The sequence below is a fragment of the Tepidanaerobacter sp. EBM-49 genome (assembly GCF_001896645.1).
Classification (GTDB): domain Bacteria; phylum Bacillota; class Thermosediminibacteria; order Thermosediminibacterales; family Tepidanaerobacteraceae; genus Tepidanaerobacter; species Tepidanaerobacter syntrophicus.
In genome coordinates, this window is record NZ_MPPE01000016.1 from 1 (window position 1) to 12,758 (window position 12,758).

16 protein-coding genes and 2 riboswitches are annotated in these 12,758 nt (G+C 41.3%); all 16 genes read left to right on the plus strand.

Annotation, left to right across the window (positions count from 1 at the left end):
• The first annotated feature begins 162 nt into the window (after positions 1–162).
• A riboswitch (TPP riboswitch) is annotated at positions 163–261 on the plus strand.
• Positions 262–334: 73 nt separating this feature from the next.
• Positions 335–1,129 (plus strand): bifunctional hydroxymethylpyrimidine kinase/phosphomethylpyrimidine kinase, encoded by a 795-nt coding sequence (thiD, locus tag BUE08_RS02360; RefSeq protein ID WP_213951551.1) that lies wholly within the window; start codon positions 335–337, stop codon positions 1,127–1,129.
• A 38-nt stretch (positions 1,130–1,167) separates the two neighbouring features.
• Positions 1,168–2,004, plus strand: coding sequence for a hydroxyethylthiazole kinase (gene thiM, locus BUE08_RS02365; RefSeq protein ID WP_286680267.1), 837 nt, complete (start codon positions 1,168–1,170; stop codon positions 2,002–2,004).
• Entirely contained in the window at positions 1,988–2,617 is a 630-nt protein-coding gene (thiE, locus tag BUE08_RS02370) for a thiamine phosphate synthase (protein ID WP_286680268.1), read from the plus strand. Before thiM ends, thiE begins: the two co-directional genes overlap by 17 nt.
• Before the next feature lie 156 nt (positions 2,618–2,773).
• Positions 2,774–2,952, plus strand: a riboswitch (cobalamin riboswitch).
• Between the two features lie 208 nt (positions 2,953–3,160).
• Complete coding sequence (locus BUE08_RS02375) at positions 3,161–3,889, plus strand: energy-coupling factor ABC transporter permease (RefSeq protein WP_213951545.1); 729 nt, start codon at positions 3,161–3,163, stop codon at positions 3,887–3,889.
• Positions 3,890–4,180 (plus strand): energy-coupling factor ABC transporter substrate-binding protein, encoded by a 291-nt coding sequence (locus BUE08_RS02380; protein WP_059032724.1) that lies wholly within the window; start codon positions 3,890–3,892, stop codon positions 4,178–4,180.
• The gene (gene cbiQ / locus BUE08_RS02385) at positions 4,167–4,943 is read left to right on the plus strand and encodes a cobalt ECF transporter T component CbiQ (RefSeq protein WP_059032723.1); all 777 of its coding nucleotides are present in this window, start codon (positions 4,167–4,169) and stop codon (positions 4,941–4,943) included. The genes BUE08_RS02380 and cbiQ overlap by 14 nt, the downstream gene beginning before the upstream one ends.
• On the plus strand, positions 4,940–5,761 hold the full coding sequence (locus BUE08_RS02390) for an energy-coupling factor ABC transporter ATP-binding protein (RefSeq protein ID WP_286680269.1): 822 nt from the start codon (positions 4,940–4,942) through the stop codon (positions 5,759–5,761). Before cbiQ ends, BUE08_RS02390 begins: the two co-directional genes overlap by 4 nt.
• A gap of 19 nt (positions 5,762–5,780) precedes the next feature.
• Positions 5,781–7,154, plus strand: a complete 1,374-nt coding sequence (locus BUE08_RS02395; RefSeq protein ID WP_213996551.1) for a cobyrinic acid a,c-diamide synthase CobB — start codon at positions 5,781–5,783, stop codon at positions 7,152–7,154.
• 4 nt (positions 7,155–7,158) lie between these two features.
• Complete coding sequence (locus tag BUE08_RS02400) at positions 7,159–7,533, plus strand: sirohydrochlorin chelatase (protein WP_059032720.1); 375 nt, start codon at positions 7,159–7,161, stop codon at positions 7,531–7,533.
• The gene (locus BUE08_RS02405) at positions 7,521–8,174 is read left to right on the plus strand and encodes a precorrin-8X methylmutase (protein ID WP_059032719.1); all 654 of its coding nucleotides are present in this window, start codon (positions 7,521–7,523) and stop codon (positions 8,172–8,174) included. The genes BUE08_RS02400 and BUE08_RS02405 overlap by 13 nt, the downstream gene beginning before the upstream one ends.
• Complete coding sequence (gene cbiD / locus BUE08_RS02410) at positions 8,167–9,270, plus strand: cobalt-precorrin-5B (C(1))-methyltransferase CbiD (RefSeq protein ID WP_286680270.1); 1,104 nt, start codon at positions 8,167–8,169, stop codon at positions 9,268–9,270. Before BUE08_RS02405 ends, cbiD begins: the two co-directional genes overlap by 8 nt.
• 5 nt (positions 9,271–9,275) lie before the next feature.
• Positions 9,276–9,908 carry a precorrin-6y C5,15-methyltransferase (decarboxylating) subunit CbiE gene (gene cbiE / locus BUE08_RS02415; protein ID WP_286680275.1) on the plus strand — a complete coding sequence of 211 codons (633 nt, stop codon included), beginning with the start codon at positions 9,276–9,278 and terminating at the stop codon, positions 9,906–9,908.
• Entirely contained in the window at positions 9,866–10,480 is a 615-nt protein-coding gene (gene cbiT / locus BUE08_RS02420; protein WP_286680271.1) for a precorrin-6Y C5,15-methyltransferase (decarboxylating) subunit CbiT, read from the plus strand. The genes cbiE and cbiT overlap by 43 nt, the downstream gene beginning before the upstream one ends.
• The gene (gene cobI / locus BUE08_RS02425) at positions 10,473–11,156 is read left to right on the plus strand and encodes a precorrin-2 C(20)-methyltransferase (RefSeq protein WP_059032715.1); all 684 of its coding nucleotides are present in this window, start codon (positions 10,473–10,475) and stop codon (positions 11,154–11,156) included. The genes cbiT and cobI overlap by 8 nt, the downstream gene beginning before the upstream one ends.
• Positions 11,153–11,893, plus strand: a complete 741-nt coding sequence (gene cobM, locus BUE08_RS02430) for a precorrin-4 C(11)-methyltransferase (RefSeq protein ID WP_286680272.1) — start codon at positions 11,153–11,155, stop codon at positions 11,891–11,893. The genes cobI and cobM overlap by 4 nt, the downstream gene beginning before the upstream one ends.
• Before the next feature lie 4 nt (positions 11,894–11,897).
• The coding region (locus tag BUE08_RS02435) for a cobalt-precorrin 5A hydrolase (protein WP_286680273.1) at positions 11,898–12,758 on the plus strand (861 nt) is incomplete at its 3' end.

A 12,758-nucleotide genomic window follows, 5' to 3' on the forward strand; every position in this document is an offset into this window, starting at 1 on the left:
TAAAATCAATAAGTTAAAACAGATTTAATTTCTTTTGCTTGTTCTGTATAAGGTTGGCAGAGGTCTTACAAAAAAACCTAAGATTACTTGACGCGATCGCGGTTTTTAAATCGTGTTGACAGAACCTTTTTTAAGTGATACGTTATTAACAACAATATAATATGCAGTTTGCGGGGGAACTCTTATGAGTTGAGAAGGTAAAACCTGACCCTTTGAACCTGTCAGCTAACACTGGTGTAGGGAAGCGAAAATTTTTAGAGAAAACGATGCTTGCCAAATTCAGCAAGCATTATTTTTTTTGTTCAGAAGGAAGGTGTGAAAAACGAAAAAAGTTATATCTATTGCCGGATCTGATTGCAGTGGTGGCGCAGGTATTCAGGCAGATATCAAAACCTTTGCCGCCCACGGCGTTTATGGTATGAGCGTTATTGTTTCTGTAGTAGCTGAAAATACATTTCGTGTCATTGACATGCAGGATATTGAGCCTGAAATAATCGAGAAACAGATTGATGCTATTTTTGAGGATATTGGCACAGATGCTGTCAAAATAGGAATGCTATCACAATCGACTTCCATGAAAGCTGTAGCGCACAAACTCAGGGAGTATGAGCCTCAAAATATTGTAATTGATCCTGTCATGATAGCAAAAAATGGCTGCCCGCTAATGCAGCCCGATTCAATGGATACATTAATCGAAGAAATACTGCCTCTTGCTGACCTGCTGACACCAAATATTCCAGAAGCCGAAAGGATTACAGGGTTATCGATTCAAACATCCGAGGACATGGAGCATGCAGCTGAAAAGATCGCAAAAATGGGTGCAAAAGCTGTTTTGGTAAAAGGTGGTCACGCTAAAGGAGAGGCACTTGACATATTATTTAATGGCGAACATTTTACTTATTTTAGCGAGGAGCGTATAAATACTAAAAACACTCATGGAACAGGTTGCACTTATTCTTCCGCAATAGCTTCCAACCTCGCATTAGGTCTTGATTTAGAGGAAGCAGTAAAAAGAGCAAAAGATTATGTTACCACGGCAATAAGACATTCTCTGCCTATTGGAAAGGGCTGTGGACCCACTCATCACTTTTATGATCTCTATCAAAACGGATTACAGAAGGAGTATTAATCAAATGAAATACAAAACACAAGGGGCTGATTTATGTAATGGAGATAAAATATGTTGAAAAAGTTAAGAAAGCCTTTGAAATGGTGCACACCAAAAAACCTCTGGTTCATCATATTACAAATTATGTTACTGTAAATGATTGTGCCAATATCACACTGGCTATAGGGGCATCTCCCATCATGGCAGATGATATCCGAGAAGTGGAAGCTATTACATCAATTTCTTCGGCTCTGGTGCTAAATATTGGCACACTGAATGAACGGACGGTTCAGGCAATGCTTGCCGCAGGAGAAAAGGCCAATAAACTTGGAATTCCCGTGGTGTTCGATCCGGTCGGCGCCGGCGCATCAGAATTGCGCAATCGGACGACAGAGCAAATTTTAGAAAAAGTGCAGCTTAGCGTGCTTCGCGGCAATATGTCAGAGATCCGTTTTATCGCCGGGCTGGAAGCCTCAACGAAAGGCGTTGATGCTTCCGATGCAGACATCAATAGCGGTCTTGCAGCAGGATGTAGTATTTCCGAAACAATAGCAAAAAAGTATGGCTGTGTGGCAGCGATTACCGGTGAAACAGATATTGTTTCAGATGGGCAGCACACTCTTCTCCTTGAAAACGGTACAAAACTGCTTTCCGGTATAACAGGTACAGGCTGTATGTGCACATCGCTTATTGGGTCTTTCTGTGGAGTGACAGAAGATTTTCTGGTTGCTGCTGCAGGGGGTATACTCTGTATGGGTATCGCAGGCGAGGCTGCTGCGGAAAAGGTCGGAAAAGAGGGCAGCGGCAGTTTACATAAAGCAATTATAGATTCTGTTAGCAATATGAATGCCGAAATTTTTACAAAGAGGGCAAAAATTCATGAAGCCCGAGATTGATTATAGCCTTTATTTGGTGACTGACCGCCAGCTTATGAGTACCCCGACGTTGGAGGAAGCAGTAGAACAGGCAATCAAAGGTGGAGCAACACTAGTGCAGCTGCGAGAAAAAACAGTGTCATCCCTTGACTTTTACCAAATAGCGAAAAGCATAAAGCAAGTTACAGATGCTTACCATGTACCGCTTATTATCAACGACCGTGTTGATGTTGCGCTGGCAGTGGATGCCGCCGGCGTCCATATCGGGCAGAACGACCTTCCGGCAGAGATTGTCCGCTCAATTATCGGCTCTGACAAAATTTTGGGTGTTTCGGCTTCTACTTTAGATGAGGCAATTCGGGCAAAGGAGAGCGGAGCAGATTATCTTGGTATAGGAGCCATGTTTTCCACGAAAACAAAAACTGATGTAGAGCTTGTATCAATGGAAGAATTGGAAAAAATCCGGCATTCCGTCAGATTGCCGTTAGTTCTGATTGGCGGCATTAACCTAGAAACTCTGCCGCACTTTGAGGGCATGGGTATTGACGGTATAGCAGTTATTTCAGCCCTGATTTCAGCAAAGGACATTACAGAAGAGGCCAAAAAGCTAAAAAAAGCAGTTTCACAACTATAAGGGGTAAAAAATTTTGATATAGGGCTAGAAAAATTTTACAGTTGGTTAAAGCTGTAATACGCAACCGTAAAATTTTGGTATTTATTGTATATTAAGAAAAAAATCGTCTTGTATTATGCGACATTTATTGTTATAATGGAACCATCTTAGGAAAATAAATATTTTAAAGGTGTAGGTGTCAATTTTAGATTGACTAAAAGGGAAGTCGGGTGAAAATCCCGCGCGGTCCCGCCACTGTAAAGGCGAGCTACCTTATACTGAGCCACTGGGAAACTGGGAAGGCATAAGGAGCGATGAACCTGAGCCAGGAGACCTGCCTATGCTGATTTCACTATCCTACGACCGATAGGGAGGTGCAATCTGTGAACTGCTTAGGTGATAAAGCCCCTTGACGTTTGTAGTCAAGGGGCTTTTTGAATGGTAAAAGATAGGATATTTAATTTATGGGATATTTTATTAGAGCAAGGTTGACAATCCATTTACCTGAAACACTAATGCCAAAAAAGACACGAAAATAAAAGTTAAAACTTGGGAGGTATTTTAATGACTAAAAAGATATGCTTGCTAGCTGTTTTGTTATGCATGATGCCGAGCACGGCTTTTGCCATGCACATCATGGAAGGATTTTTACCGCCTGTATGGGCTGCTGTATGGTATGCAGCTATGATTCCCTTTGTAGTTGTCGGTCTTTCATCAATAAAGAAGTTAATCCGTGAAGATCCCAGTAACAAAATGCTGTTAGGCTTTGTGGGAGCCTTTGCCTTTGTGCTGTCGGCTTTAAAACTGCCTTCGGTAACAGGAAGTTGCTCTCATCCTACAGGCGTTGGTCTGGGAGCTATATTATTCGGGCCCTGGGTTATGAGCGTGATAGGAATGATAGTGCTGCTATTTCAAGCACTCCTCTTGGCTCATGGAGGGCTTACAACTCTTGGAGCAAACACCTTTTCAATGGCTATAGTCGGTCCTTTTGTGTCATATGCTATATATAAACTTGCAAAAAAGATGGGAGCATCAAGAAGCATAGCTGTATTTTTGGCAGCGGCTTTAGGAGATCTTATGACATATGTTGTTACATCTTTTCAGCTGGCAATAGCTTTTCCGGCAGAGGTGGGCGGCTTTGCGGCATCATTTACAAAATTTATAGGTATTTTTGCCCTGACGCAAGTTCCCTTGGCCATAAGCGAGGGACTGCTTACGGTAATTGTGGTCAATCTTCTTTCGGCATATGATAGCAATACTCTTGTCGGCCACTTCAAAGAAGGGGGTCTATAAATGAATAACAAGAACCTTTTAATGAAAAACTTGTTTTTACTATTACTCGTAATAATCATTGCAATAATTCCGATGATGTTTGTAAAAGACGGAGAGTTTGAGGGCGCTGATGGACAAGCAGAAGAAGCTATTACTGAAATTGTATCAGATTATGAACCATGGTTTTCAAATATTTGGGAGCCGCCCAGCGGAGAAATCGAGAGCATGCTTTTTGCGCTGCAAGCAGCTTTAGGTGCCGGTTTTATAGGCTACTTTTTCGGCCGCCTAGCTCAAAAAAATGCTGCTAGATAGTCTTGTTTATAAAAATGGGTTAAAAGATGTTCATCCCGGGGAAAAGCTGATTTTTGCTTTAATAACTATGTGTATAGGCTTTATTCCAAACATATATTGTGATGGGCTGATTATCTTACTTATGGCGGCTATTATAATTATCAAGGGTGGAATACCACCAAAAATATATCTGCACTTAATTTTCCTTCCCCTTGCTTTCCTTGGGATGAGCATTTTACCTATAGTGATAAATTTTGGGGCAAGTGCCGAGCAAAGTCTCGTGCATTTCCCTTTTTTTCAAACAACTATAGGTGTTACATATGGCGGATTAAAACAGGCCGGTTTTCTTTCTGCAAGGTCTATGGCTCTAGTGTCTTGTTTATACTTTATATCTCTTACAACACCGATTCTGGATTTAATAGCCCTGCTTAAAAAGCTAAATGTCCCCGGCGTATTATTGGATTTAATGCTGCTCATATACCGCCAGTTATTTGTGGTTTTAGATACTGCAGAAAAAATATACACAGCTCAAAATGCACGTTTGGGCTATGTGAATTTCAAGTCAAGCCTAAACTCGATGGGTAAACTGCTTTCATATCTTATTACAAAATCATTTTCAGATTCAAAAAGACTTTATACGGCTTTGGTCTCTCGCGGATATGACGGAGAGCTTAAAGTTTTGGATTCAAACTACCGATTTTCTGTAAAGAATTTATTGATAATAGCAGCTATCGACACCGCTCTGTTTGTCATAGCTTTAAAAACCGGAGGCTCTTTTAAATGAGTCAATACATTTTTGAAACTTGTGAATTAGAGTATGAGTACCCTGACAGCACCAAAGCTCTAAAAGGAATAAATTTGGCCATAGAAAAAGGCAAAAAGACAGCCGTTCTAGGGCCTAATGGCGCCGGAAAATCTACACTATTTCTTCACTTTAACGGAATATTAAAACCCAAAAGCGGCCGAGTACTTTTTGACGGCAGGGAAATTGAGTATAATCGACGGCATCTTATGGAACTTAGAAAAAATGTAGGCATAGTCTTTCAAGACCCGGATACTCAAATTTTTGCCGGAACGGTGTTTCAAGAAGTATCTTTTGGACCGCTGAATTTGGGCCTGAAAGATGATGAAGTAAAAAAGAGAGTGGAAAAAGCTCTAATTACTGCAGGAGTTTACGACTTAGCTCAAAAGCCGACACATCTTTTAAGTTATGGTCAAAAAAAGCGGGTTTGTATCGCAGGAGTTTTGGCAATGGAGCCTGAGGTGATAATATTTGACGAACCTACGGCCTATTTAGATCCCAAGCACTGCCGTATTCTCCTTGAGACCCTTGATTTGCTGCATCAAAGCGGAAAACAGATAATCCTTTCAACACATGATGTTAACTTGGCTTACAGCTGGGCGGATAACATATTAATTGTCAAGGATGGCAAACTCTTAGAGTCAGGAGCACCGGAAGAGATTTTTGAAAATGATGAAGTTCTAAATCAGGCTGACCTTCAAAAGCCCATGCTTTTAGAAGTATATCAAATACTTTTTGAAAAAGGACTTATAGGCAAAAGACAGCCAAAATCAATAGAGGATTTAAGGTGCATACTTTAAACAAAAGGACTGGTTATTTATGAATAGAGGCGTAATGATAGCCGGGACCAACAGCGGTTCCGGCAAGACCACCATAAGTCTTGGAATAATGGGCGCTCTTTCTAAAAGGCTCAAAGTGGTACCGTTTAAGGTGGGACCGGACTATATTGACCCTGCTTATCACAAATTGGTAAGCAAAAATCCCTCCTACAATTTAGACATTCACATGTTGGGCGAAGAAAGGCTTGCATCACTATTTTATGAAAAAACCGCGGGGCGAGATATCTCTATAGTAGAAGGTGTGATGGGGTTATTTGACGGCAAAGATTCTTCGGGATTTGCCAGCAGCGCCCATGTGGCCAAAATCTTAGGCATACCCGTAATATTAGTTGTAGATGCCGGCGGTATGTCTAGAAGTGCCTCGGCAATGGTTAAAGGCTATAAAGATTTTGATCCTGAATTAAACTTAGCCGGAGTAATATTTAATCGTGTTGGGGGAGATGAGCATTTTAAACTTTTAAAAGAATGTATAGAAAAGGATACAGGGCTTTGCGCCTTAGGCTATCTTCCAAAAGACGAAAAACTTGTAATCCCGGAGCGGCCAATGGGCCTTATGCCTCCGGAAGAGATGGAAAATCTTGAAGAAGGCCTAGAAAGACTAAATTATTTAATAGAAAAACATATAGATCTTGCTAAGATTTTTAAAATTGCAGAGAGTGCTCATATACCTGTCCTGCCTAATGAATGCAGTAAATCCGCAGATACCGGCGGCAAAAAGCTAAAGATCGCAGTTGCTATGGATGATGCCTTTTGCTTTTACTATAATGCTTCCTTAGAGCTTTTTGAAGAAAAAGGCGCCTGTCTTGTGCCCTTTAGCCCTTTAAAAGATGCCGAGCTTCCGAAAGGAATATCCGGCTTATACATAGGAGGAGGTTTTCCAGAAAACTTTGGCCGGCAGCTTAGTCAAAACAATCCTATGAAAAATTCCATAATTTACGCCATCAATGCAGGCCTTCCTACCTATGCAGAAGGCGGCGGCCTGATGTATCTTGCAAAGACAGTTTATGACAGAGGCGGCAAGGCTTATCCGATGGTGGGCATATTTGACTGTGAAACAGTAATGACAGACAGGCTTCAAAATTTTGGATATGTGACGGCAGAAGTAGTAAAAGACAATGTGCTCGCTCCTTTCGGCACCATAATAAATGGCCAGGAGTTTCACTATTCTAAGATAAATGGTAATTTAAACAACGCAAGCTATATTATAAGAAAGCCGGAACAAAACCGTAAGTGGCAGTGCGGCTACACCTATAAAAACTGTCTTGCCTCTTATATGCATATAGATTTTTATGCATATCCTAAGCTTTTGGATAATTTTCTGGATAAATGTAGGCAAATCAATGATAAGGAGTAAAAATATGGATAAAACCTTGCTTATTCTAGCTCACGGCAGTAAAGCTCAATCTACCACGGAAGTAATCTATCAAGTTCGCGGCGAAATTGCAAAAAGGAATTTATATAAGGAAGTAAAAGTTGCCTTTATGGAATTTAATCACCCGAATATTCGCGAAGCCTTTGATGAAATTTATAAAGAAGGCTTGAGGCAGGTGGTAGCAGTACCTATGTTTTTGTTTGAGGGAAACCACATACGACATGATATTCCGGAGGAACTTACTAATGTTAAAAATGTTTATCCGGATTTGGAAATTTCACTTGCAAAGCCGATAGGCTTTGACAGACGCATTGCAGATATTTTAATCGAAAGGGCTGCAGGAAAACTATGGGAAATTTAAGCTACGTGAAAACACCTGAGGGCATAGAGAAAAAAAGCTTCGAGATAATAGAGGAAAATGTTGATAAAGCAAACTTTAGCCCTAAAGAATGGAACGTTGTCAGGAGAGTTATTCATACTACGGCAGATTTTGATTTTGCTAATTTACTAAAATTCTCGCCAGGTGCAATCGAAGCGGGGCTTTCGGCAATGCAAAAAGGATGCCGTATTTATACAGATACCAGGATGGCTGAAGCGGGAATTAATAAAAAGGCACTTAAAGAGCTGGGATGCAAGGCTTTATGCATGGTAGACGATCCGCAGGCGGCAGAGATGGCAAAGCGCGAGGGCATAACCCGTTCCATGGCCTCTGTAATGATGGCAGCTGCTTTTCCTGATATAAAGATTTATGTTTTGGGAAATGCCCCAACGGCACTGTTTAAGCTGATCGAACTTATAAGGGAAGGGAAAGCCAATCCTGATTTAATAATTGGCGTCCCGGTAGGATTTGTAGGAGCGGCGGAATCCAAAGAAGAGCTTTCCAAGCTTTCGGTTCCCCATATAATTACAAAAGGACAAAAAGGAGGCAGCAACATAGCTGCTGCCATAGTTAATGCACTGATGTATATGAGTCTTGAGGAGAAAACCATTAAAAATGGATAAGTACATCGTAAAGAACGGAAAAAAACTTCGATACGGCTATACCACCGGCAGCTGTGCAGCCGCTGCTGCAAAAGCTGCAACTTTTGCACTGTTTTATGAAAACATTCCCCGGGAAATCGAAATCGACACCCCAAAAGGATGGCCGCTTAAACTTCCGATAGCCGCTTTTGAAAAAGGAGAAGATTGGGTAAGCTGTGGAATTAAAAAAGATGGCGGAGATGACCCTGATGTGACAGATGGCCTTATTATATACTGCAAGGCAGAGCGTGCCTCAGAAGGAGTAACAATTACCGCCGGCGCCGGAATAGGCATTGTCACAAAACCCGGACTTCAAGTAAAGCCGGGAGAACCTGCCATAAACCCGGTGCCACAGGCTATGATAAAAAACGAAGTTTGCAAGGTGCTTCCCAAGGGCTGTGGTGTAAGACTTACCATAAGTATTCCCGGCGGTGAAGAAGTTGCCGAAAGGACTTTTAATCCGATGCTGGGAATTAAGGGAGGGCTCTCGGTTATCGGCACTACAGGAATAGTTGAACCTATGTCCACTGCGGCCCTAAAGGATACACTGGCGGTTCAATTGTCAATACTTGCAGCCCAGGGACATAAAAAAGTAATCTTGGTGCCGGGTAATTATGGCAAAAATTATGCACTAAAATCCGGTGAAAATCCGGAGCTTATCGTATCCTATGGCAACTACCTGGGGTTCGCCTTGGAAAAAGTAGTGGAATATGGTTTCAAAGATGTTTTGTTAATCGGAGATATCGGCAAACTCATTAAAGTAGCCGCAGGCATATTTGATACAACAGGGAAAGTTGCCGATGCCCGCAGCGAGATAATGACAGCATATGCAGCATATTTTGGAGTCACAAAGGATGTGGCGGTAAATTTGCTAAATTCTGTTACAACTCGGGAAGCTCTAAGTATTATCGAAGAAGCAGGCATAGATATGGAAAGTTTTAGTAAATTTATTGCCGAAAGAATCGTCGCACGCTGCATGTGGTATACAGGGAAAAGCTTGAATATAGAGGTAAAAATTTTTTCATTAAATCGAGGTTTTCTGGCAAAAGCCTATGGGAAAGGGGAAAATTCCAATTGATAAGTGTGGTAGGCATCGGTCCGGGACATCCTGACTATGTAACTCCAATTGCTCTAAAAAAGATACAATCCGCTGATGTTATCATAGGCGGCCGGCGGCAGCTTAAAATGTGTGAAGGAGTTTCGTGCGCGAAAATATTGTTCGATAGCAAATTGGATTTAGAAAAAGCCCTGGATAATCCCGGCAATGTAGTAGTCTTAGCTTCCGGCGATCCGACAATATACGGTATCCTCGATAAAATACTCAGCTTGCGAAAGAAAGAAGAAATCGAAGTAATTTCCGGAATAAGTTGTATCCAATACATGCTGGGAAAACTTAAGATGCCAATGAAAGATGTTTGCGTGATAAGCCTTCACGGTCGAAAGCAGGAGCTTATAGAAAAAGTCAAGGAATATAAATCGGTAGCAGTGCTTACCGACAAAATACATAGCCCTTGCTACATCGCTCAAAGTTTAAGACAGGCAGGTATTGTTGATGTAAAAATATATGTTGGAGAAAACCTATCTTATGAAAATGAAAAGATAGGGGAATTTTCGGTTGAAGAACTTGCCGAAAGCACTCAAAATTTTGACTTAAATGTGGTGGTGATAACAAGGTGTGGCAGTATGGATTCGGCATTCCTGACGAGCTTTTTATAAGAGGCGGCGTTCCTATGACAAAACAAGAGATAAGGGTTTTATCTCTTTCAAAAATGCGGCTCAAAAGCGACAGCATAGTTTGGGATATAGGCGCAGGCACAGGCTCGGTTTCAGTGGAAGCAGCAGTGCATTGCAGGGATGGAAGGGTCTTTGCAATTGAGAAAAATCCGGAGGCAATAAAGCTGCTTAAAGAGAATCAAAAGGCATTTGAAGTTAAAAATATGGAAATAGTTTGCGGACAAGCACCTGATGTGCTTTCAAATCTTCCTTGCCCTGACAGCATATTCATAGGCGGAACCGGAGATTTTACCGAGGAAATTCTAGAAACAGCCGCCGAAAGACTTACGCCCTGCGGCATTATAGTTGCAAATGCCATAGCAATAGATACCCTATGCAGCTTGCAGGGATTTTTTAAGGTAAGATGCTGGGAGAGGGATATCACCTTAGCAAATATCTCCACTTCAAAGCAAGTAAAGGGAAAAACAATGATGCTTGCCCACAATCCCATTTATATATTTGCAGCAAGAAAACCCGAAGACAGCAAGAAAGCAGAGGAGCCTTTATATGAATAAATCAGGTAAGTTTTATGGAATCGGAGTGGGACCGGGAGACCCGACACTTATTACTATGAAAGCCGCACAGATTTTGTCTAAAGTGGATATGGTCATAGCTCCTGCGGCAGATAAAGAAAGCTTGGCTTTAAAGATAGCCCGGCCTTATATTAATTGTAAAGTTATAGAGATGAATTTTCCCATGATAAGCAATAAAAATAAACTAAATGATATTTGGGACAAAAACGTTAAGATCATTCAAGAAATTCTTAAAGAAGGCAACGACACTGCGTTTATAACGTTGGGAGATCCTATGATATACAGCACTTATACATATATATTATCACGACTTTGCGGGTATGAAGCCGAAACAATTCCGGGAATAACATCTTTTTGCGCCGCTGCATCTAAGGTCAATATCCCCATAGCAGAAGGAGACGCTCCCTTTGCCGTAATACCGGTTAAAGACAAAAAATTACTGGAAAAAACCCTAAAGGATTTTGACAATGTTGTTTTGATGAAAATATCCAGAAATTATGATGATGTAGTAAAGGTCTTGAAGGAAAACGGATTTTGTGCAGTGCTTGTTACCCACTGCGGCCAGGAAGATGAAAAAATAGAATTTGATTTAGATAAATATTTGGGCAGGGGTGTAAGCTACCTTTCCCTAATTATTGCCTGGAGGGATAAAAAGTGATTTATTTTATCGGTGCCGGTCCCGGTGATGTGGAACTTATTACTATAAAGGGTAAAAAGCTTTTGGAAAATTGCGATGTAGTAATATATGCAGGCTCGCTTGTAAACCCTGAGCTGCTAAAATATGCAAAAGACGGAGCGAAGATTTATAACAGTGCTACGATGAATCTTGATGAAATCATCAATGCCATGAAAGATGCTTTTGAAAAAGGGGCAGATGTGGCAAGACTTCATACGGGAGATCCTTCTATTTATGGGGCAATAAGGGAACAGATGGAAGCTCTTGATAAACTTGCGATACCCTATGAAGTAATTCCGGGTGTCAGCTCATTTAGCGCTGCCGGTGCAGTATTAAAGCGGGAACTTACCGTGCCCGGACAAAGCCAGACCATCATACTGACCAGAGTAGAAGGCAGAACGCCGGTTCCCGAAGAGGAAAGCTTAGATGCTTTGGCAAAACATAAAGCAACTATGGCTATTTTTCTCAGCATAAATCAGATTGAAAAAATTGCAGAAGACTTGGCGAAGGTTTATGGTTCGGATGCTCCTATCGCTGTTGTATATAAAGCCACCTGGGAGGACCAAAAGATTGTGCAGGGCACTCTTTCAGATATTGCAGAAAAAGTAAAAGAAGCGGGAATTTGCAAGACAGCACTGATATTGGTAGGAAATTTCTTAAGTGATGAATATGACTTCTCATGCCTCTATAACAAAACATTCAGCCATGAATACAGGTAAGAAAATGAAGACAGCCATTATTGCTACAACAAAAAACGGAATGAGCATTGCCGAGAAAATCAGAGCAGGCGTCGGCGGCGATGTATATGTAAACAGTCGGCTTTTAAATGAAGCTGATTTGAAAAACTATTTTCCGATAAAAAACTCATTTAAGGATTTTATCCGCCAAATATTTTCAAGCTATGACGGTCTTATTTTTATAACAGCTGCCGGTATTGCGACTCGGGCGATTGCGCCGGTAATTTGCGACAAAAGAACAGATCCGGCGGTTGTAGTGGTGGACGAACAAGGGAAATTTTCCATAAGCTTGCTTTCCGGGCATCTTGGCGGGGCAAATGAACTTGCGTCAAAAGTGGCTCAGGTTCTAAAATGTATGCCGGTAATTACTACTGCCAGCGACATTCAGGGTTTTGAGAGCATAGATGTTTTAGCCAAAAAACTCGGCCTTTATATTGACAATTTCTCGGATTTGCCTAAGGTAAGCGCCTGCCTTGTAAATGGTGAGAAGCTGGCATTATCGGTAGAAAAAGGCTTCCCGTATGAAAAGCTGGCACATCTTATAAAGCGGTCAGAAGTATTTTCACATGATTTGCCTAAAGATGCCAAAGCTGCTGTATTTGTAACGGATGAAGAAATATTGCCTCCTCCCGTACCTTATGTAATTTTACGGCCTCAAAATACAGTGCTTGGTATCGGTACAAGAAAGGGCGTGCCTTATGAGACACTGCTTACTCAAGTCAAAAGGGCTTTAAGGGATTTTAATTTAAGCGAAAAAAGCGTGGGCTGTATTGCGTCAGTGGATATAAAAAGAGAAGAAAAATGTATACTGCAATTGTCTGAGTGCTTAAATGCGCCGCTTAAACTA

Excerpts from the sequence above, each read along its gene's own strand:
- thiM (WP_286680267.1), top strand. The coding sequence starts at position 1,168 with ATGGAGATAAAATATGTTGAAAAAGTTAAGAAAGCCTTTGAAATGGTG.
- thiE (WP_286680268.1), top strand. The coding sequence starts at position 1,988 with ATGAAGCCCGAGATTGATTATAGCCTTTATTTGGTGACTGACCGCCAG.
- BUE08_RS02375 (WP_213951545.1), top strand. The coding sequence starts at position 3,161 with ATGACTAAAAAGATATGCTTGCTAGCTGTTTTGTTATGCATGATGCCG.
- BUE08_RS02380 (WP_059032724.1), top strand. The coding sequence starts at position 3,890 with ATGAATAACAAGAACCTTTTAATGAAAAACTTGTTTTTACTATTACTC.
- cbiQ (WP_059032723.1), top strand. The coding sequence starts at position 4,167 with ATGCTGCTAGATAGTCTTGTTTATAAAAATGGGTTAAAAGATGTTCAT.
- BUE08_RS02390 (WP_286680269.1), top strand. The coding sequence starts at position 4,940 with ATGAGTCAATACATTTTTGAAACTTGTGAATTAGAGTATGAGTACCCT.
- BUE08_RS02395 (WP_213996551.1), top strand. The coding sequence starts at position 5,781 with ATGAATAGAGGCGTAATGATAGCCGGGACCAACAGCGGTTCCGGCAAG.
- BUE08_RS02400 (WP_059032720.1), top strand. The coding sequence starts at position 7,159 with ATGGATAAAACCTTGCTTATTCTAGCTCACGGCAGTAAAGCTCAATCT.
- BUE08_RS02405 (WP_059032719.1), top strand. The coding sequence starts at position 7,521 with ATGGGAAATTTAAGCTACGTGAAAACACCTGAGGGCATAGAGAAAAAA.
- cbiD (WP_286680270.1), top strand. The coding sequence starts at position 8,167 with ATGGATAAGTACATCGTAAAGAACGGAAAAAAACTTCGATACGGCTAT.
- cobI (WP_059032715.1), top strand. The coding sequence starts at position 10,473 with ATGAATAAATCAGGTAAGTTTTATGGAATCGGAGTGGGACCGGGAGAC.